The 17,985-nt window shown below is 44.2% G+C and carries 20 protein-coding genes and 1 pseudogene; 9 read left to right on the top strand and 12 right to left on the bottom strand.

Annotated elements, in window-relative coordinates:
• From Q4A73_RS00910 to Q4A73_RS00875, 8 genes and pseudogenes are all read right to left on the bottom strand, one after another.
• On the bottom strand, positions 1 to 659 hold a 659-nt coding region (locus Q4A73_RS00910; protein WP_303205554.1), incomplete at its 3' end, for a site-specific DNA-methyltransferase.
• A gap of 4 nt (positions 660 to 663) precedes the next feature.
• Positions 664 to 948: a FlhB-like flagellar biosynthesis protein gene (locus Q4A73_RS00905; protein WP_303205553.1), complete on the bottom strand. Its 285-nt coding sequence runs from the start codon at positions 946 to 948 to the stop codon at positions 664 to 666.
• Positions 945 to 3,158, bottom strand: coding sequence for a flagellar hook-length control protein FliK (locus Q4A73_RS00900; RefSeq protein WP_303205552.1), 2,214 nt, complete (start codon positions 3,156 to 3,158; stop codon positions 945 to 947). The genes Q4A73_RS00905 and Q4A73_RS00900 overlap by 4 nt, the downstream gene beginning before the upstream one ends.
• Positions 3,151 to 4,336, bottom strand: a pseudogene (locus Q4A73_RS00895) (MFS transporter). The gene Q4A73_RS00900 and the pseudogene Q4A73_RS00895 overlap by 8 nt, the downstream one beginning before the upstream one ends.
• Positions 4,326 to 4,796 carry a hypothetical protein gene (locus Q4A73_RS00890; protein WP_303205551.1) on the bottom strand — a complete coding sequence of 157 codons (471 nt, stop codon included), beginning with the start codon at positions 4,794 to 4,796 and terminating at the stop codon, positions 4,326 to 4,328. Before Q4A73_RS00890 ends, Q4A73_RS00895 begins: the two are co-directional and overlap by 11 nt.
• Complete coding sequence (locus tag Q4A73_RS00885) at positions 4,796 to 5,068, bottom strand: AtpZ/AtpI family protein (RefSeq protein ID WP_303205550.1); 273 nt, start codon at positions 5,066 to 5,068, stop codon at positions 4,796 to 4,798. The genes Q4A73_RS00890 and Q4A73_RS00885 overlap by 1 nt, the downstream gene beginning before the upstream one ends.
• Positions 5,065 to 6,339 carry a glutamate-1-semialdehyde 2,1-aminomutase gene (gene hemL / locus Q4A73_RS00880; protein ID WP_303205549.1) on the bottom strand — a complete coding sequence of 425 codons (1,275 nt, stop codon included), beginning with the start codon at positions 6,337 to 6,339 and terminating at the stop codon, positions 5,065 to 5,067. The genes Q4A73_RS00885 and hemL overlap by 4 nt, the downstream gene beginning before the upstream one ends.
• Positions 6,329 to 6,676: a c-type cytochrome gene (locus Q4A73_RS00875; RefSeq protein WP_303205548.1), complete on the bottom strand. Its 348-nt coding sequence runs from the start codon at positions 6,674 to 6,676 to the stop codon at positions 6,329 to 6,331. Before Q4A73_RS00875 ends, hemL begins: the two co-directional genes overlap by 11 nt.
• Positions 6,677 to 6,748: 72 nt before the next feature.
• Between Q4A73_RS00875 and folD the strand changes: the two genes are divergently transcribed.
• Both folD and lepB read left to right on the top strand, forming a co-directional pair.
• Entirely contained in the window at positions 6,749 to 7,600 is an 852-nt protein-coding gene (gene folD, locus Q4A73_RS00870) for a bifunctional methylenetetrahydrofolate dehydrogenase/methenyltetrahydrofolate cyclohydrolase FolD (RefSeq protein WP_303205547.1), read from the top strand.
• A gap of 19 nt (positions 7,601 to 7,619) precedes the next feature.
• Entirely contained in the window at positions 7,620 to 8,444 is an 825-nt protein-coding gene (lepB, locus tag Q4A73_RS00865) for a signal peptidase I (RefSeq protein ID WP_303205546.1), read from the top strand.
• Positions 8,445 to 8,492: 48 nt separating this feature from the next.
• Here the strand turns inward: lepB and Q4A73_RS00860 are convergent, their stop codons facing one another.
• Entirely contained in the window at positions 8,493 to 9,332 is an 840-nt protein-coding gene (locus Q4A73_RS00860; RefSeq protein WP_303205545.1) for a cysteine ABC transporter substrate-binding protein, read from the bottom strand.
• Between the two features lie 145 nt (positions 9,333 to 9,477).
• On the opposite strand from Q4A73_RS00860, the gene Q4A73_RS00855 reads away from it, so the two are divergent.
• The gene (locus Q4A73_RS00855) at positions 9,478 to 10,569 is read left to right on the top strand and encodes a JlpA family lipoprotein adhesin (protein WP_303205544.1); all 1,092 of its coding nucleotides are present in this window, start codon (positions 9,478 to 9,480) and stop codon (positions 10,567 to 10,569) included.
• Positions 10,570 to 10,591: 22 nt separating this feature from the next.
• Here Q4A73_RS00855 and Q4A73_RS00850 read toward each other — a convergent pair whose 3' ends face one another.
• From Q4A73_RS00850 to Q4A73_RS00840, 3 genes are read right to left on the bottom strand one after another with little or no spacing between them, the layout of a single operon-like run.
• A complete protein-coding gene (locus tag Q4A73_RS00850; protein ID WP_303205543.1) occupies positions 10,592 to 11,797 on the bottom strand; it encodes a multidrug effflux MFS transporter in 1,206 nt (401 codons plus the stop codon).
• Positions 11,797 to 13,230 (bottom strand): HNH endonuclease family protein, encoded by a 1,434-nt coding sequence (locus Q4A73_RS00845; RefSeq protein ID WP_303205542.1) that lies wholly within the window; start codon positions 13,228 to 13,230, stop codon positions 11,797 to 11,799. Before Q4A73_RS00845 ends, Q4A73_RS00850 begins: the two co-directional genes overlap by 1 nt.
• A 49-nt stretch (positions 13,231 to 13,279) precedes the next feature.
• Positions 13,280 to 13,552: a DUF262 domain-containing protein gene (locus Q4A73_RS00840; protein WP_303205541.1), complete on the bottom strand. Its 273-nt coding sequence runs from the start codon at positions 13,550 to 13,552 to the stop codon at positions 13,280 to 13,282.
• 144 nt (positions 13,553 to 13,696) lie between these two features.
• Here Q4A73_RS00840 and Q4A73_RS00835 point away from each other — a divergent pair, with 144 nt between their 5' ends.
• From Q4A73_RS00835 to Q4A73_RS00810, 6 genes are read left to right on the top strand one after another with little or no spacing between them, the layout of a single operon-like run.
• Positions 13,697 to 13,969, top strand: coding sequence for a NifU family protein (locus Q4A73_RS00835; RefSeq protein ID WP_303205540.1), 273 nt, complete (start codon positions 13,697 to 13,699; stop codon positions 13,967 to 13,969).
• Positions 13,956 to 14,495 (top strand): histidine kinase, encoded by a 540-nt coding sequence (locus Q4A73_RS00830; RefSeq protein ID WP_303205579.1) that lies wholly within the window; start codon positions 13,956 to 13,958, stop codon positions 14,493 to 14,495. The genes Q4A73_RS00835 and Q4A73_RS00830 overlap by 14 nt, the downstream gene beginning before the upstream one ends.
• The gene (locus Q4A73_RS00825; protein ID WP_303205539.1) at positions 14,479 to 15,768 is read left to right on the top strand and encodes a UDP-N-acetylmuramoyl-L-alanyl-D-glutamate--2,6-diaminopimelate ligase; all 1,290 of its coding nucleotides are present in this window, start codon (positions 14,479 to 14,481) and stop codon (positions 15,766 to 15,768) included. Before Q4A73_RS00830 ends, Q4A73_RS00825 begins: the two co-directional genes overlap by 17 nt.
• Entirely contained in the window at positions 15,761 to 16,069 is a 309-nt protein-coding gene (locus Q4A73_RS00820; RefSeq protein ID WP_303205538.1) for a YbaB/EbfC family nucleoid-associated protein, read from the top strand. The genes Q4A73_RS00825 and Q4A73_RS00820 overlap by 8 nt, the downstream gene beginning before the upstream one ends.
• Entirely contained in the window at positions 16,066 to 17,154 is a 1,089-nt protein-coding gene (locus Q4A73_RS00815; protein WP_303205537.1) for a PDZ domain-containing protein, read from the top strand. Before Q4A73_RS00820 ends, Q4A73_RS00815 begins: the two co-directional genes overlap by 4 nt.
• Entirely contained in the window at positions 17,151 to 17,984 is an 834-nt protein-coding gene (locus tag Q4A73_RS00810) for a polyprenyl synthetase family protein (RefSeq protein WP_303205536.1), read from the top strand. Before Q4A73_RS00815 ends, Q4A73_RS00810 begins: the two co-directional genes overlap by 4 nt.
• The last annotated feature ends 1 nt before the right edge of the window (position 17,985 follow it).

Here is a 17,985-nt window from a genome sequence, read left to right as displayed (position 1 = left end):
TAAGGAATGGCTTCGGGCATAATGGCAGCGTGCTTACCAAAGGCAGAATCTGCTTTATTTGGTATAGGTATATCCCAGATTTGCTTGGTGTATTCTACCCATTCTTTTTGGCTAAGTTTACTCTGCTCTTTTAGCCTTTTCGGTGTGTTTTGCGGCTTGCCATCTTTGACATAAATGGTGATAAATTCGCTTGTATTTTGCGCGTAAAAATTGCGTGGATAAGGGTAGCTGCCAAACATCAATTTTTTAGTGGTATTGGTGCGATTCCATATATATAAATCAAGCAAAAAGAGAGAGGTAGATTCTAAAATGCTATGCTGTATATCACTTTGCAAGTCAAAAATGTGGCGATTATAATGCGTATTTAAGTCCTTTTTAAACATCGGCATTAAAGGCACATTGATACACAGTTTGCCATTAGGCTTTAGCACTCTCTCACACTCACGCCATACTTTTAAAAGCTCTTGTATATAGATTTTATATTCACTTATAGCACCTAAATCACCCTTTTTAGAATGAGAATGCACACAATTTTGATAGCCATTTTTCGCATAATCTTTGATATTAAAATACGGTGGCGAAGTGATGATTACATCCACACTAGAATCCAAAACTTCACTCATATTTTGACTAGATTTGTAAAAAATTTGATTGAGCATGTTTTTAGCGCTGGGGCAGGGTTTTATTCGCCATTTGGTAGATGAAGGCAAAAACCTCTGCCACCGCCTTATACATATTGGGCGGGATTTCATCGCCCAAATCCAACTTGCTCAAAATTTCTATCAAATCCTCATCCTCCTTAATGGGCACCCCGTGCTCCTTAGCCAAAGAGATGATTTTCGCTGCCCCCTCACCCTTGCCGCTAGCTAGCACTTTGGGCGCTGGTTGCTTTTCGTGCTTGTAGCCAAGTGCCACCGCCTTTTTGATGCTTTTTTTAACCCCACTCATACCTTTTTATCCATACCCATTTCAAGGTCCAAATTTTTACCCCCACGCGCATCAAAGGGTGAGCGGATGATATCGCTCACGAAAAAATTCGCGCTCAAAAGCCCGGCCTTATTGATAGCCCTTTTGAGCTCGTGAGCGTTTTCATAAATAGTCCTTCTAAAGTCCCTATTTTCCGCCATAATATTAATGTCGATGTATTTTTCATTGTTGAGAGAAACGAGGATTTCCAAATCACCCAGCCTTGCAAATTCCAGCTTGATCTGCGCGAAAAATTTATCCTTCTTGCCCCTGCGAAAGATGATTTTAGAGCCGTTCAAATCCTCCCAAGAAAAGGGCAGGTAAGTATTGATGGAGTCATTGGCTAGGGATAAGAGTTGGTTGATTTCAATCTGCGCCAAAAGACGATTGGCCTGATTATACACGGCTTCATTGCCCTCATTTTTCGCCACGCTTGAAATTTGCAAGAGGGTCGATTTGATATCGCCGTGAATTTCAGCCGCGATATCTTGGTCGTTTTTAAGCCTGATGTTTTGCAAATCCCTCGCCGAAAGCTCAAGCTTGCGATCCAAATTTTTAAGCTCATTGAGATTAAATTTAGCATTTTGCGCCCCCGGATCAAGCTGCCTCAGGCTCTCATTGATCTTACGCCCCAGCTGCAAGAGATCCCTATTTAGCCCCTCAAGCTCCTCTAAAGCGCCATTTTCAGTGCTAAAGGCCAAATTTTTCAAGGCATTGTTTTTTAGGATTTCTTGATTTTTCACTCCCTCGGCGACCTTGGGCGCGGGACTTTCTGGCGACTTGGGCTGGGGATTTTCTGAATTTTTTGACAAAATGGGCCTTGCATTATTCTCATACGATCCCGGCGCTTCTTTGGCGCGTTCTTTGGGCCCTTCCTGCAAGGGCTCTTTGAGATTTTCTTTTGAATTTTCCCTTAAATTTGCTTTCAAATTTTCTTTTTCCTTGGCATTTTCTGGACCCTTATGAACTTCTTTTTTATCCTCTTTGGTAGCTTCATTTTTGGAGGATTCATTCGCCTCATGTTTCGCCTCATCCCTTACGTTTTTATCTTCTTGCAAAACCAGCTTTTCATTTTTTTCGCTTGTGTTTGGAGTGAGATTTTCTGGGGATCTTTCCGGCCTTATCGTTTCGTTTTCTTTGGTGGGGTTTTTTGACGGAGCGGGAGTTTGAGGGATGTCCGCATTTTTATCGTTGGGTTTGCTTTGGAGTAAATTTTTGAGCGGCTCTTCATCTTTTTGATGGGGCCGCTTTTGAATTTCGTGTTCTTGGATGATGGTTTTGAGAGTGTTTTCCAGTTTTTCAAAGCTTTTTAGCGCCTCCGCTAGTGGCTTGGGATCCTTGATGATGAGGTTTTCAGGCTTACTTAGGGCCTTGATGAAGTCGCTTTTTAGCGATTGGAGTTCTTTTAAAAAATGCGCGGCCAAGTTTTCTATCTTGCTTCCTGCGATTTGGGGATTTTTGTTGATGTAGTTTTTGAAATTTTCTATTTTTTGCGCGAGGTTTATCAGGGGGCTAAAGGAGCTTTTTTGCAAAATTTGCTTGCTTTCACCAAGGTGTTGTGCAAGAAGTTTTTTCAGGCCTTCAAGGCTTTCTTTGGGGCTAAGATTGAGTCTAGCAAGCTCTGCGATTTGGGCTGAAATTTCTTCACTGCTAAGGGCCTTGATGCTGTTTAAAAGATTGTAAAAGCTTTTGGGCAAAAATTCCTCATTGAGGGCGTCTTTGAGCTTGGCCTCGAAAAACACGCCCGAATTTTTAAGCAGGGGCGCAAAATCATTCGCCTTAATTTCACTAGCAGGTCTTAGAATTTGCTCCAGTTTGCTTGAAAGCTCCAAAAAAGCGGGGTTTTTTTCAAGCTCTGCGCTGAGGCTTTTTAGCTCTCCTGTGAAATTGGGAGCTAGGTTGAGGAGATTGGCCTGTTTTAGCAGGGGTGAGTTGGGGTTTTTTTGGGCGTTGATTTGGCTTAAAACCTTGTTCATCAATTCCTTAAATTTAAGCAGGGTTTCGTTAAGTTGCGTTTTTTGCGCAAATTGAACCTCGCTCGCTGCGTCTTTCAAGCCTAAATTTTTCTTTAAAGCTTGGCTCAAAAGCTCCTTAGAATCAAGCCTTTCCTTGCTGTCTTTTGTGATGCCAAGATCATTTTTAAGGTCGCTTTTGTTGGTGCTGATTTGAGATTGTAGTTTGGTATTAATCATCAAAAATCACCGCTTTTCCAAGATTTTTTGAATTTTTTGCTTGAGATGTTGGGTTTGTTGATGGCGAATAAAATCAAAATTCCAAGCAGCACGGCATAAAACCACACAAAACCCCTGTGAGAAAAATACTCCATCAAAATCCCCAAAATCAAAGGTGCGATCAAGGAGCCCAAAGAGTAGCAAAATAGCACCCCGCGTCCCAATTCCACGGTTTTATTTTTATCCACCAGGACATCATTTGCCCGGGCCAGAGCTAGGGCATAAAGCGAGAAAATCCCCATGCCCAAGAAGATGGCTAGGAAGTATTGCGCTTGGAGGCTAGGATTTAGCAAAATGAAAACCATCATCGTAGCAAGGCCCACCCCCGCGCACATGATGATGGCGATTTTGCGCCCCATTTTATCAGAAATGGTCCCGATGAAAGTTTGGGAGACAAAGCCTCCCATCATCGCGCAAAACATAAAATACGAAAGCGCCTTGGCCTCGAAATTTTGCAGCAAGATAAAGAGCGAGGACATCGCAAAAAAACCATTCATAAGCATCCCCGCGATGAAGCTTGTAACGATAGCCAAGGGGGCGATGTCGAAAATTTTTGGGATGGAAATTTTTTCGCTTTTTGGCAGGAGGGGGGCCTTGATTTTGAGAAGATTGAGCGGCAGGGATGAGAGCAAAATCAGGCTCGCAGAGACGATAAAAACGGTTTGCTGGTCTAAATCAAGCGCGATGATGAGGGTGCCAAGACCAAAGGAGAAGTAAAACACGAACTCATAAAAGGCTAAGATGCGTGAGCGGACGGAATTTTTCGCCTTTTCGTTGAGCCAAGACTCTATGATCATCAAAAGGCTGTAATAGCAAATGCCGATGAAAAAACGAAGCAGTGCCCAAAAAATAAGATTTTCACTTAGGGTGTGGAGCATAGCAGCGATGCCAAAGCCCGCCGCGAAAAGCCCAAAAGAGCGGATGTGCCCTATGCGAGAGATGATTTTTTGCGAAAAGATGGTCCCGCACAGGGCGCCGATGAAGAAGCACGAACTCACCAAGCCCACAGCAAGGGAGCTGGCGCCGTTATTTTTCAAAATCACACCGATGGAGCTTACGATGAGGGCATTACCCGCAAACAAAAAGCACGCCCCCGCAAAAAGGGCACTCATGGACTGAATAATTTTTTTAGGACTCATATCTCAAATAAAACGCAAGGGATAAAACCGCAAATAAAAAGGCTGAAATTCCACTCAAATATCCCAAAATCGAAAGCAAATTTTGATGATGTAAAAATAAAAATCCCGCCACCAAAAAACCATAGCTTGCGATTTTAAGCCCAGAAAAAAACAGGGCAAAATTTCGCATCTTGCTTAGGGATAAATCGTCATTAGCCTCCTTGAAATTTATAATTTTTTGATTTTTTTGCATCTTTTTGACGCAGATGAGAGGGGGCGCAAAATTTGCATTTTTGACCCGCCTTAAAATGCCCTTTTGATAGCGCAAATAGGAGCTTAAAACGACAAAAAAGACGCTCACAAAGGCCACCTCAAAGCTCACAAAAACCTCCCACTCCAAATGCGCCCAAATCGCAATCCCCAGCAAAAAAAGTCCGTTGCATAAAAAAAGCAGAGTAAAAAAGGTCCCCCCCTTTCGCATCAGTTTTTTTCCTCGAGCTTCTTTTGCGCAGCCTCATCGCGCCTTGAAAATTCCTCATAGCTTTTCACCTGAGCCTTGTAGGCCTTATAGACATTTAAAATCGCCGCACTCACGCCCCAAAAAACCCCCACCCAAAAAAGCCAGGGGTAGGGGGTGAATTTTCTCATCAAAAGTCCCAAGCCTACCCCCAGCAAAACCGCCACAACCACAGAAATTCCAAGACTCAAGCCCTCGCTAGCCTCCAAGCCCTTGCGGATGAAATTTTTTCTCATAAGGCTTTAAAACTCTTTTTTGCAGCCTCTAGGGTCCTGTCGATGATCTTGTCGTTCATTTTGTCGCAAATGAAACCCGTTTCAAACTGCGATGGGGCGAGATAAACGCCATTTTTAAGCATATTGTGGTGGAATTTTGCAAAGAGTTTAAGATCTGACTTTAGGGCGTCTTGGTAGTTTTTCACCGGATCCTTGGCGAAAAAATAGCCCCACATCGAGCCCACAAAGCAGGCCTGAAAGGGCACTCCCCTCTCAGCGGCCAAATCGCTCAGGCCAGAAGTGAGTCTTTTGGCCAGTTTGCCCAGTTTTTTGTAGAGATTTTTTTTGCCCTTTGCCTTGCTAAGGCTTGCAATGCCAGCGGCCATGGCCAGAGGATTGCCGCTTAGTGTGCCCGCCTGATAAACCCCGCCCAGAGGACTCAAGCAGTCCATAATCTCAGCCCGTCCCGCAAAGGCCGCCGCAGGCAAGCCCCCGCCGATAACCTTGCCAAAGGTGACCAAATCCGCCTCGATGCCATTTAGTCCAAAAGAGCCCAAAAAAGAAGCCCGAAAGCCGCTCATTACTTCGTCAAAAATGAGTAGGGTTTCATTTTGTCTGCAAATTTTTTGAAGTTTTTGCAAAAATTCCACATCCCCCGGCACAAGCCCCATATTGCCAGCGATGGGCTCGATGATGAGGCAGGCGATGTCCTTGTGCTTTGCGAATAGAGCCTCGACGCTTTCTATGTCGTTGTAGGTGGCGACTAGGGTGTTGGTGGCGTTTTCTTGCAGGATGCCCAGCGAGCTTGGGGTGTTGAAGGTCGCTGCGCCACTACCCGCACTCACAAGCAAGGAATCGCTATGTCCGTGATAGCATCCTTCAAATTTGAGAATCTTCGCCCTGCCCGTGAAGCCCCGCGCAAGGCGGATCGCGCTCATGGTCGCCTCCGTGCCGCTACTGACAAAGCGGATTTTGTCAAGGTGGGGGAAATTTTCCAAAATAAGCTGGGCCAGGCGACTCTCGCACAGGGTCGGCGCCCCAAAGCTTACGCCCCTTTTTAAAGCCTCCTTGCAGGCTTTTTGTATGTCCCTGTCGCCATGCCCAAAAAGCAAGGGTCCCCAGCTCTGTACGAAGTCGATGAATTCATGCCCCTCGATGTCCTTGATGAGGGCTCCTGTGCCGCTTTTGATGAAGAGGGGCTCACCCCCCACGCTGGCAAAGGCGCGCACGGGGGAATTGACCCCCCCTGCGATGAGGGAGAGGGCGTTTTGAAAGGCGGTTTTATTGGTCATTTTTACTCCTTGAAAATTGTTGGATGTAGTGGTAGAGGCTTTTGATTTCCTCATCCGTGAGGGAATAGCTTGGCATGAAGCTTTTGCTGGGCCTTTCAAGGGCGTTTTTGAAGCGCACATAATCTAAATTTTGTATGCTTGGCACCTTGTAGGCTGTTTTTTGTCCGTTGAGGGTGTAATGCCCCAAAATTTGCTCCTCGCCCCTGCTTCCGTGGCAGTGCTTACAGCTGATGCCCCTTGGATTTTCATAGAGCATTTTGGCGTATTCTTTTTGCGTGATGAAGTCCGCTCCAAAGGCGCACAGAGGGGTGGTTAAAATGAGGGGTAGGACTTTCAATATTCTGCCTTGTTAATGAAATTTCAATACTATACAATCTTTGTTTAAATAAGGTAACTTTCAAGGACGGCGATGATTTTGCTTGATGGTAGAGCTTTGAGCGTGAGGATGAGGGAGAATTTCAAGCGAGTGAGTGGGGAGCTTGAAGATAGGGGCATCAAGCCCTGCTTGGCGGTGATTTTAGTGGGCAATGATGCGGCGAGTGAGACCTATGTGGGGGCCAAGGCAAGGGCCTGCGAGGAGTGCGGCATCAAGTCTCTCGTTTATAAGCTGGATGCGGCTACGACGACAACAGAGCTCCTCGCCCTCATCCAAACGCTCAATCACGATGATAGCGTGGATGGTATTTTGGTGCAGCTTCCCCTGCCGCGTCAAATTCATAAAAATTTAATCCTCGAAAGCATCGCAAGCTCTAAGGATGTGGATGGTTTTCATCCCATCAATGTGGGCTATTTGAATTTGGGACTTGAAAGCGGGTTTTTGCCCTGCACTCCTTCGGGCGTGATGCGGCTTTTGAGGGCTTATGATCTTAGGCTTGAGGGGATGGATGCTGTGGTGGTTGGCGCCTCGAATATAGTCGGACGCCCCATGGCGACCATGCTTTTAAATGCTGGGGTTAGCGTGAGTGTGTGCCATAAAAAGACGCGGGATTTGCGCGCGCATACGCGGCGGGCGGATCTGATCGTGATGGCGGCAGGGCAGGTAAATTTACTCACGGCCGATATGGTAAAAGAGGGCGTTATCGTGGTGGATGTGGGGATCAATCGCGTGGGGGGTAGGATTGTCGGCGATGTGGATTTTGAGGGGCTTTGCAAAAAGGCAAGCCACATCAGTCCCGTCCCTGGCGGTGTGGGCCCCATGACCATCGCGATGCTTTTGGAAAATACGCTCAAATCCGCTAAAAATCGAACGACTTATTCTTAAAATTTCTCAAGGAAAATCTATGCAGGTGCTAAAAAAAATGTGTGAATTTTGGAATTCTTGGACGGGAACCATCATCATCGTTCTTTTGATATTCTTTTTTTTGATGCAAAATTTCATCATCCCCTCAGGCTCCATGAAAAATACCCTGCTTGTGGGGGATTTGCTCTTCGTGAAAAAATTCAGCTATGGCATCCCGACCCCGCACCTTCCTTGGCTGGAGCTACCCATTTTGCCCGATTGGGACGGGGATGGGCATCTCATCAGGGGCGAGGGGCCTAAGAGGGGCGATATTGTCGTCTTTAGAAACCCCCTTGCAGAAAAAATTCACTTCGTAAAGCGCTGCGTGGCCTTGGGTGGGGATAGGGTGGTTTATGCGGATGAGGCCCTTTTTGTGCGAATGCACGAGGGGGATGCGTATATGAGGGAGCATTATGCGGATAGCCTTGCTACGCTTGGTGGGCAGCTTTATGTGAGAGAGCCTTACAAGAAGGAGGGCATCCACTATGAGGAAGCTAAGGACATGGAGGAGGATATCGCAAGATACGCGGCGGCAGGGCAGTTTGCGATGTCAAAGACGCATTTTAAGGAGCTGGGGGGGGCCTATGTTTTTGATGTGCCTGAGGGGGAGTATTTTATGATGGGGGATAATAGGGATTATTCCTCAGATAGTCGTTTTTGGGGCTCTGTGCCTTATCGTTTGATAGTGGGTAAGCCTTGGTTCGTTTATATGTCGGTGGATAAAAATTACAAGGTTCGCTGGGAGAGAGTGGGGCGGCTTGTGGATACTCTGGAAAATGAGAGCAAATTCATCAAAGATGACGATAGCGATGATGGTTTGAGCTAGGGATGAAGGGCGGGGGATGAGCCCCTCACCCTTGTGAGATTTGTGAATTCAAAGCTTTCCGCCCTCAATCACCACATCATCAGCCTTGATGTCCTCGCTAAAATGCGCCTTCAAGCTTTCATCGTAAGCCTTGTGAAAGAACTGCTCTTCGGCCAGTTTGACGATGAGTTGGTCAATGAAATCTTTCAACTCCTTATCGCCCTTTTTGACCGCTGGCGCGATGACATCTTGATTTCCAAGCTCCTTAATGGCAACTTTAAAATCGGGATTTGCTTTAACCCAAGCAAAAAGCAGAGTGTTATCGTGAGCCAAAGCCTCGCCCCTCTTGTCCGTCAAAGCCGCGAAAGCCTCTGTGTTTTGGTCAAATTTGAGGCTTTTGATGTCGGGATGGTTTTTAGTGAAATAGGCATCGGCTGTAGTGCCCTTATTGACAATCAAGGTCTTATCTTTCAAGTCCTCAACGCTAGCCACCGCGCTATCCTGCGCCACCGCCACGCCCAAGGCTACCTTCATGTAAGGCAGGGCAAAATCCACCTGCTCGGCTCTTTCTGGGGTTTGGGTGAAATTGGCTAGGATGATGTCCACCTTGCCAGACTTCAAAAATTCCACGCGATTTGCCGCCTCCACAAGCACGAATTCCACTTTGTTTTCATCGCCCAAAAGCTCCTTGGCGATGCGTTTGGCAAAGATCACATCATAGCCCTGATTTTGTCCCTTTTCATCCACATAGCCAAAAGGGGGCTTGTCGCTAAAAACGCCGATTTTAACCACTCCGGCATTTTTGATCCTGTCGATAGAGCCTGCATTAGCGCCTGTATCCCCACCTGAGCAAGCGGATAAAATCAGCGCAACGAAAGCCGCAAAGATACCTAAAAAAGCATTTTTCATCCTGAGTCCTTTTAATGAAATTTTTAGAAATGTGAATTTCTAAACGGGGGATTATAAAAATGAAACGCTAATCAAAATAAAACAATGATTTAAATTTGTGTTGTAGCATGTGCGTTTGATTTTTTCGTTTGATAAGGGGGATGCGATGTTGAGGCATGTTTTGTTTTTTTTGTGTTGTGCTTTATTTTTGGGAGCTTGCTCGAGTCAAATCAGCGATGGGGTGGTTAAAAAATACGAAAATGGACTCAACGCGGAGTTTAAAAAGACGCTTTTGCAGATCGTGGATAATAAAAATGTTAGGGTGGAAGCGGATGATTTTGTCTGCAGGGCGGATGGGAAATTTGTGATTTGTGAGAATTTTACCTTCGCTTTGCTTGAGAAAAATCCTAGGGATGGTGCAAAGTTGGAGGAAATCGTGCGATCGCAGGGCTTTGTATTGCGCAGTAATCAGCTTTACTTAGGTGATAGGGAGGGTAATGTTAGTCTCAAGGATGCGGTGGATAATATGTTTGAAAACAACGAAAAAATACAGGTTAGCATCCGGATGAAATCGTTTAAAATCGGCGAAAAGCTGACAAGGGAAATCAAGGCAGCGCAGCGCTTTTTTGTCAAGGATGTGAAAATTGCTGAGCTTGTGCAGGAGTGGGTCAAGGATAGCTATGATTTGGAACTAAACTATGATGTCGCTCAAAACGAAAAAAATTACGATTGGACGATGAATTTTACATTCGGTAATGCCAAGGATAATCACATCAAGATCTCAAAAAGGGCCAGCGTGAGTAAGGATTTGTGGGCTATAGCCGGAGATGAGCTGCTTTTTGATACTGCTGTGCAAAATGTGTCGGAGCAAGGCCTTAAAAAATTTGTAGAGGATGATGATGAACGTGCGCTGAAAATTTTGCAGTTGATAAAACCTCAAAATCTTCAAATCGATACAAGCTTACAAACCAATGATGTTTTCAAGCCCTATCTTACGATGGCTAAGGGCTATCTGCAAACCCTCAAAAATAGACAAGAGATCGATGAGAAGCGAATTGTCCTCTTTGATAAGGTCGCCAATTTGATGGACAAAATGGATAAGAGTTCGATTTATAGGTCAAATTTGGAGCTTCTTTTTAAGGATGATTTTTCAGTGGCTGATTTTTCGGGAGTTGCCCCGGAAAATCCCATCAAAAAAATCATCCTCAATGGCGAGGATTTCAGCGAGATCTTACAAATGTCCTCCGAGCTTTGGTGACTGGAGTTGTTGAGCTATTTCTTTAAGAGTTGCCTATTGATTTATTATTTAAGAAATACAAAACATTAGCCCCCGCCACGCATGAAAACATCACCAAAGAGAGGGCTAGGGGGGTGTTGGCCTCAAGGGCGCCGACGAGGATGGCGCTTAGGCCTGCGAGGGCAAACTGTGCCGTGCCAAGCACCGCAGAGGCCGTGCCGCTGTGCTTTTGGAAACGTGCCATGGCAAGGGTGGTGGCGTTGGGCGCGATGAAGGCTAGCATGGCGATGCTGGTGAAAATTCCAAGCTCAAAAAGCCAGAAATTGGGATAAACAAGGGCACTGCAAAGCAGGATGGAGACTGACAATAGCATCAAAATCAGGGCACGGGAGAGGATTTTTTCGCTTGCGAAGTGGCGCACAAGGCGGGCGTTGATGTTAGCGCAGAAAATGAAGCCTAGGGCATTGATGCCAAAGAGTAGACCAAAGTGCTGCCCGCTCAGGCCAAAAAATTCTACAAAAACAAAGCTAGAGCCCGTGATATAGGCAAACATCGCCGCCAAAACCAAGGACATAGAAGAGACATAAATGAGGAATTTTTTGTCGCTAAGGATGAAAGCGTAGGCTTGCTTTGTCTTTTGGAGGGAGAATTTTTGACGACCGAGATGGGGAGCGGATTCTTTAAGCGCAAAAAGAATGAGCAAAAAAAGCAAAATTCCAAGTGCGAAGAGTGTGGCAAAAATGCTATGCCAAGAAAAATATTCTAGCAAAAGGCCTCCAAATGAAGGAGAAAGCATGGGGGCAAGGGCGCTAAAAACCATCATCAGGGCAAAAACGCCAGCCGCTTCTTTAAGCTCGAATAAATCATTGACAATAGCCCTAGCGATAACCACTCCAGCGCATCCCCCCAAAGCCTCAAAAAAACGCAGAGCGATGAAGGCGTAAATGCTATCAATTATCACGCAAAAAAGGCTTGAAACGATGAAGATAAAAATCCCCACAAGGGCGGGAATTTTACGCCCAAAAACATCGCTCAATGGTCCATAAATAAGCTGTCCTAAAGCAAAAGCTACAAAAAAACTTGCTAAAGAAAGTTGGGTTAAAAACTCGCTTGTTTCAAAGCTTTGTTTGACCTGTGAAAGAGCGGGGAGATACATATCGGTAGAAAGCGGGGCTATGCTCGACATTAAAGCTAAGATGAAAATAAGTCTAAATTTGGCAAAACCCTTAATTTTGGTGTGTTTTTGCATTAAAAGATCTCGCTAAAAAATTCACCAAATTCGGCATAAATTTGCTTATTTCTTTCCTCAATGTCCTTAAAACTCCAGTCCTTTTTAGAGCTTTTTGAAAGGGCTTTTACTTCGGCACAAAATGAAGCGGCATAATGCTCTTTTTTCTTAGTAAAAAATTCATTTGAAGCGACTATGTTAAGCTTTTTTTCTATAAGAATTTTATTGCCTATTTGTTCAACCAAGCCTTTAACCTCATCTTCTTCAAGCTTGTAGTAATTATCCTGCCATTTTTTAGGGAGTATATGCTCTATCTCTAAAAGATTAAAACTGAAATTTTTATTTGCACTATTCCACCAAAAAATTTGCTTTTCATCATAAATTAAGGCATAAAAAGCAAGAACATAACGCATATTTTTAGGGATAGTTTTTTGGGAAAAATCGATGAAATTTTCCAAACTTGGCATTTTTAAAACGGGTAAATTTAAAGATTTTTCAAAAATTTTCTCTCTTTTTTTGTTTTTTAAATTGATATTAGCCTTCATAAAGCCCCAAAAAAGCCCAGCTCCACCGCCCTTACCCCAAAATAAACCAAGCGCACAATAAGATGCAATTTGCGGTAAAATCATATCTAAAAGCTCTTTTAAGCTCTCTTTATTTTTATGTGCTTCGTAAAAACACATCGAAACAACCATACGCCATAATTTATTAGGAAATAGATTTAAAATCGCAAAATATTTTTTACCCTGCTCGTCTAAAAAATCATAAGGATTCGCCCAAAAATCGCCCAGTTTTTTGATAAATTCAAAGCTTTCTTTTTGGGTGAGTAAGTCCTCATTTGCTGCAAAATTGACATTTTTCTTTTTAGAATTTAATTTATCTTTTTTAGTCCAAAAATCAAGCACAGTAGGGATAACGGTGTCTAATTCCTCGTGTAAAGCTCTAATAATATGCTCATATTGCTCAAATAAAAAGCCTACATCTTCTTTTTTAAGATAATTTGAATCTTGAAGCAAACTTTCTAAATTCTGCCACTCTTTCGCAAAAAGGGGCTTTTCATCTTCTTTTTTATTTGCGTAAATAATGCCTTTTAAAATATCTGCCGTGCTAAGCGAAATGCCTCTATTATTAAGAGTATTAAAAATCCTTAAAGCCTTGTCCCTTTCGCTGCATTCTATGGGTAAAATTACGCAATCATCAAGCAAACATTCACAAAAGCCAAACCACTCCACAGGCTCATTAAGTGCCAAATCATCAATTTTTCTTTTAAAATAAAGATAATTTTTTTCGTATAAAGAAAGTTTTTTATCTTTTTCGTCTATTTTTATATCCTCTTTAAAAAGATTTTCTAATTTTTCATTATCCTTAGCTGTGGCAACCTCGCTTTTTAAATGCGTTTTATCGTAAAAAATTTCTCCGGTTCTTCTGTGCGTATCCCATAAGCAATCCGCCAAACTATCCTTTAATTTATCGACATTTTCTTTCTTTTGCCCTTTTGCCTTTTCATAAAAGGGCGCGAATGAGTAATAAAAGCGTGGTAGTGCGTTGCTGTCCGTCTATGATGTTTTGCACCTTATTTTCTGCGTAAATGACCATAGAGCCTAAAAAATACTCATCATCGTCTGTTTTATTTTTATAAAAATGATAAATATCGTCCCAAAGCTGCCCACACTCATCTTCTCCCCAAACATAATTTCTTTGATACATAGGGATAAGAAAGTGATTTTTAGAAAGATAATTCGCGATAGTATTTGCCTCTGCTCTTAATTCTGCCATTTTAGTCTCCTGTAATTTATATTATAAATTTTAGCAAAATAAAATTAAAATTATTTATGATACATTGCGTTTAAAAAGTTTAAATTTGCTTTATTTTTTAACACAAATTAGCTAAATTTTAAAAAATAAAATCAAGGTTAAAACATGCTGCCCTTTAGCGATGAAGAGCTTATAAATCCCGTGAAAAAAAGCTTGGATAAAAATTTACACATTTTAGAAAAAGATGGTGGTGGGCTTGAATTTTTAGGCGTTAAAAACGGCGTGGTTTATGTGCATTTGATCGGCGCTTGCAAGGGCTGTGCTTCCAGTGGGACGACTCTAAAATACGGGCTTGAAAAACAGCTTAAAATCGACATACATCCCGAAATCAGCTTGGTGAATTTAAACGGCGGGGCCGATGAGTTTGCAAAATTATAAAAAAATCGGCATTGAGCATTTTTATAAGGGCGATTTTCAAACCGCGAAGATGTATTTTTCTCTAGCCTATGAAAAGCGTAAAAATAAGCGTTTGCTCAATTTCATCAGCCTTTGCGATTTGGCGCTTAAAAATCCCCGAGAGGCCTCCTTGCTTTTTGAATTTTATTTGGACAATTACAAAATGCCCGATGTGGATAAAGATTTTGAGGGGATTTTAAATTCCTTTGAAAGCGAAAGCATCAGGGAGGAATTTGAGGGCGTTTTTGCGCTGAATTATCGCGATTTTTTAAAAAGCGAGGAAAATTTAGGTTTTCAAAAAAGCTTTGAAAATGTGATTTTAGGAACCAAACTCATCATTGACGATAGGGAAGATTTTTTGGATTTTTTAGAAAAACTACTCGAAAATGGCTACAAAGAAATGATTTTAAGCTACATAGAAAGTCTCTCGCCACATTTTTGGGACAATGACAGGTTCATCAAATTGCAAGAAAAACTCATGGGGTTTAAAAGTGAAGCTAAGGCTTAGCAACACTTTCATCACGGATGATTCTAGCGAGTGCGTGCAGGATTGCCTTTTTCTCAGCAGTGCGCAAAACGCTAAATTTGAAGCCGATGCCCTCAAAAATGGCGCAAAAATTATCAAGGCCCATACGGCCAAAAAGCTTTTAAACATTGATGAGGGCATTAAAATCATCGGCATCACAGGCACAAACGGCAAGACCACAACCGCCGCCGCGCTTTATTCCATCCTGCTAGATTTGGGCTTTAAATGCGCCCTTTGTGGCACTCGCGGCGCCTTCATCAACGACACGCAAATCGCAGCCAAGGGCCTCACCACCGAGCCCCTTTTGAGGACCCTGTCCTATTTGCAAAAGGCCAGCGAGGCAAAATGTGAATTTTTCGTGATGGAGGTCAGCTCTCACGCCCTCGTGCAAAATCGCATCGAGGGACTTAGTTTTGCGGCGAAAATTTTCACCAACCTCACCCAGGATCATTTGGATTTTCACGGCTCTTTTGAGAATTACCGCGCGGCCAAAGAAAGCTTTTTTGCCGATGATGCCATAAAATTCATCAATAAAGACGCCGCAGCTTTAAAATTCAATGTCAAAAATTCCTTCTCCTACGGCTTAGAAAATCCCGCCTTTTATCACGCCAAGGCCTATGCTTTGGAGGGGGGCATTGAGGCTTTGATCGCGGCGGGTGGGCAGAGCTTTCACATCTCTTCGCCGCTTTTAGGACTTTTCAATCTCTACAACCTCCTAGCCGCCGCGGCCTGTGTTTGTGAGCTGGTAAGACCGAATTTAAAGGATTTGGAGCGAGCGATTAGCGGTTTTGCTGGGGTTTGCGGCAGGGTTGAGAGGGTGGCTGAGGGGGTGATTGTTGACTTTGCGCACACTCCCGATGGCATAGAAAAAATTTTGGATGGCTTCAAGGCGAAAAAACTCATCGTGGTTTTTGGCGCGGGTGGGGACAGGGACAAAAGCAAAAGGGCCTTGATGGGTAGGGTGGTGGAGCATTATGCGAAACTTGCTATCATCACAAGCGATAATCCTCGCAGTGAGGATCCGGGCGCGATCATGAAAGAAATTCTAAGCGGTTTTGTCAAAAAGGATGCGCCCCTGCTGATAGAGGATAGAAAAATGGCTATTTTTAGGGCTTTAGAGATGAAAGAGAGGGACGATTTGGTGTTGATTTTGGGTAAGGGCGATGAGGATACTCAAGAAATTCAAGGTGTGAAGCATCCCTTCAGTGATAGGGAGGTCGTTTTGCAGTTTTACAAAGGAAGCGTTGATGTTTGAAAATATAGATTTTTCCAAGATGGGAGAGCTTTTAAATCAGGTGCAAGAAAAGGCAAAAAGCCTAGAGCTTGAGCTTGAGGGTAAGGAGTTTAGCGCCAAAAGTGGCGGGGGGCTTGTGAGTGTGAGTGCGAACGGCAAGGGCGAAATCATCGATGTTAGCATTGATGATTCTTTGCTTGAGGATAAGGAAAGTTTGCAAATTTTACTCATCGCAGCGATCAATGACGCGCTGGCCATGGTCGCGCAAAATAAAACCAGCTTAGCGGGTAATATTTTAAGCGGTTTGGGAGGTATGAAGTGAAAATTTTGGTCTTAATGGGCGCTTTTTTTTCCTTGCTTGTGGCGATTGAAAGGCCTAAATTTGAGGATTTTGCCGCAGGGTATGAGAGGAATAAGGCTAGCATTTTAAATTACGAGGGCATGCAGGCCTTTGCCTTGAGTGAGAATTTGCTAGCCGTTTTGAAAGAGCCCAACGCAAAGCTTAACAAATATGTCAAATACGACCCTTTTTTGAATTTATATTTGGTGCGGACGGATTTTTCCCTCATCCCCACGCCTATGGCCGATGAGGAGCAGCTCACGCGCAATGACTGGGTGGGCATTTGGGATCCTGAAAAACCCTACATCGGGCACATCAAATACCTAGCGCAAAATATCGACGAAAAGGATCAGCTTGATTTTAAAAGCAAGGTGGGGCTTTTGGGTGAGCCCTGCTGCGACATGCTAGGCATCGCCCTAAGCGATGGCTCCTTCATCGGCAATCGCTACCTCAAGCATTTTATGAAATACAACGATGTCTATTGGGGGGATATTGGCGTGGATTTTGTAGAGCGGGAGGGTAAAATTTATGTGAAGGCGGTGCGTAAAAATCCGCAATTTCTCATCAACGACGAGGTTACAAGCCTTGATGGCCAGCCCGTGCGCGACATTAGAAGGCTCAATGAAAGGGTGCTTTTCGCCGATAGGGGCAGCACGATTTACTTCAATGTCCTAAGGGACAATCAGGATGTCAATATCTCAAGCATCGTTTTTGAAAAAGACATCGGCCATTTCAATCTACCGAGCAATAAGCCCAAACCCGCCCCGACAAGCTTTAAAAGCAACCTAGGCCTGAGTGTGAATGCCGCCCTCTTGGTCACGCGCGTGGATGCGGGCTCCAGAGCCGGTGCGGCGGGCTTTATGGTGGGGGATAAAATTTTACGCGTCAATAACGAAGTGGTCAAAAATTTCAAGCAGCTTCAAGATCTTTTAGCCAAGGGCAATGACTTTCACATCCTCATCGAAAGAGCTGAAAACAAACTGCCCCTGCATAATTTTGGCAGCGGCCTAGACCTTCGCACCAGAGGCGATGGGAAATTCCACTTTTTTGTGAGGCTTACTAAGTGAGCCTGGCCCAGCTTTTTGCCACGCATTTGAGGCAAAATTTGCCCCAAGTCCAAAGCTTCCATCCCTTTTTCAACGAGGCCCTAGCTGCGATGCTTGAGGCGGGGGGGAAGCATTTTAGAGCGAGACTCTTCCTCACCCTCGTGCGATCCTACAAAAACCAAGCCCTAAGCGAGGCGCTGGATGCGGCTTTGGCTTTGGAATTCATCCACAGCTACTCCTTGATACACGATGATTTGCCCGCTATGGATGATGCGGATTTCAGGCGCGCAAGGCCCACGCTTCACAAGCGCTACGACGAGGCTACGGCGATTTTGGTCGGGGACGCTCTCAATACGGAGGCCTTTTTGCTCCTAAGCCGCATGAGGGTAAGCCCAGAGGTCAGGCTCAAGCTCATCGAAAGCCTAGCCTTCAACGCAGGGCTCAATGGCATGGTGCTGGGGCAGGCTTTGGATTGTCATTTTGAGGATCAAAAGCTCTCCTTGCAGGAGCTTGAATTTTTACACACGCATAAGACCGCTAGGCTCATCGCTGCCGCCCTAAAAATGGGTGCGCAATTTTGCGAGCTTGAGGAGGTGGAGAAATTTTACACGCTTGGCTTAAAGTTGGGGCTTGTTTTTCAAATCAATGACGATATCATTGATGCCACAAGCACCACAGAAGAAAGCGGCAAGCCGACAAAGGCCGATGCGCACAAGAATTCTTTTGTGAATTTGCTGGGGCTTGAGGGCGCAATGAAGAGCAAGGAAGAGCTTTTGAAAACTTGCGATTTTACGGGCTTTAAGGCCGATTTTGCGAAAGAGCTACAAATTTTGATTCAAGCACATTTATAGG

It is taken from the genome of Campylobacter sp., from assembly GCF_030528245.1.
GTDB lineage: Bacteria > Campylobacterota > Campylobacteria > Campylobacterales > Campylobacteraceae > Campylobacter_D.
This window is presented reverse-complemented; position numbering and strand designations above follow the sequence as displayed.